This window comes from Arthrobacter sp. 05T47, from assembly GCF_056395825.1.
Window position 1 is genome coordinate 1 of record NZ_JBFTKG010000115.1, and the last position, 1,847, is coordinate 1,847.

Sequence of the window (1,847 nt, forward strand, 5' to 3'; positions counted from 1 at the left end):
CCGCAGTGGAAGACTTACCGTCCATTCGATAGGCGCGCGCATCGAAGTGCTCGATGCCTATCTCCGACCGGTTGCCAGCAGCGGAGCGTCCGATTCCTTGGATACGAGGCTGCCTTCCGGTGCTTACAGCGTGACCGCCCACATCGGTGGCACACGTACCACACAGGGCATCCTAGTGCGGCCTGGCGGCAGCCACGCGATCGAGCTGGTCGTCGAATTCGATGCTGCCGCTCCGGTGTTCTCCACGGCCACACTCAACGAGAGCCACGCTTCACTTGCCAGTAGACTCACAATTTCGCATGGGTCAGGGCGCCCTGAAGCGCAGGCCCGTCTCGTAGTGATGCTTCGAGGTCTCCGCGCCCGGGAGATGGCTCCGCTAGGGGCCGCCCTCGAAGTTTACGACGAGGCCGGCCGACCCATCGAAGTCCCTTTCCCTGAGCAGGACCCCCACCAGCAACCAGGCCAGCCCAACCGAGCCCTGGGATGGCGCCTCGACCTCCCACCCGGCGGATACCGTCTACGTTGGATCGGCCCAGAGAAGCAGCTAGTCGAACATGCGGTCTGGCTCCCAGAAGGGCATCAGGTCGTCGCTTTCGTGCCTCAGGGACCCCGAGGGGCCGTCGTGGCTGCCATGTCGGTGCACTTGCTCCCCCTAACAACGCCCTTCGACGGGTACGGCTTTGCCACGCGAGACGTCGAGGTTGCACTGAGCCGAGCACGGGCTGGCCTTTCAGTTCTCAAGCCATCGCCGGACGTGCCTGGCCCCGACCCCCACGCGCCGCTCATGCATGCTCTGTTGATTGCTCACGAGTTGGCCCGTCAGGCATCGTCCCAAGACGATGACGCGAGTCTCGATCAGCTGGCCACAATGCTGCGCCGGCTGGAGCGCGCACTTGGCGACATGCCGGATGTGGCCGCCTTGGCTGCCTCGGCCGGTAGAACGCTCAATGCGCGCATGCCGTTCCCGCCGATGCTCACGTCGTCTCTCGACCTATTAGTTCGCGAAGATTGGCGGGATGACACTGTGATTCCAGAAGGGTCGCTCACAGAGATAGCAAGCGGCCGGCGCTACGCCAGCATCCCCTGGCTACTATGGGAGCCCGATGACACCCGAGCCGAGAGCGTCGAAATTCTTGGCTTTAGTCCCTTTCAGATGCGGGAGTCTCGCGTGCCCCGCGGCTTCGAGGCCGGGACGTTTCCTGGCCTTACGAGAACAATCGGCCCACTGGCACACAACGGCCCTTTCACCGCGTCGAATGCCCGCTCCGGGCGGGTCATCCCGCCAGCTGTCGGGGTTGACCGCGTAGACCAGCTCATCAATCAGACAGCGCGGCACCTCAAGCTTTCTCGACGAGAGGCAGTGCAGCATTTGGGCACCGATGAAATCGCACGACGATTGGGGGTGCCCCGCCGGCTGGTTACAAGGTGCCTGGCTGAGCTGGATATTGGTGACGGCTCCGGCCAGCCGGTGTCATACGCCGGAAAACGAGAGCACGACGAGCCTGTCCGACTGGAAGAGAAAGCTGCGGATGGCCATCCGGAACGGCAAAGAGCTCTCCGGGATCTGAACATGCCAAGATCTCTTGCTCAACCCTCTAACCGCTCTGCGGGGAGTTATGGAACCCTATTGACACGAAACCAGGCCGTTGCCTACAAGGGGCCGGGCAAGGTCGACATCATCGACATTGACTATCCCACCTTCGAGCTCAAGGACGGCCCGGGGGTCAACCCCGCCAACGTGGGCCGTTCGGTGCGCCATGGTGTCATCCTCAAAACCGTTGCCACCAATATCTGCGGTTCGGACCAGCACATGGTCCGGGGCCGGACCACCGCCCCGGCCGACCTGG

The 1,847-nt window shown here is 63.3% G+C and carries 1 pseudogene; it reads left to right on the forward strand.

The features are described 5' to 3' along the window. Window positions 1–1,627: 1,627 nt before the first annotated feature. Window positions 1,628–1,847 (forward strand): annotated as a pseudogene (locus tag AC1DEY_RS23105) (formaldehyde dehydrogenase, glutathione-independent); the annotation flags it as partial.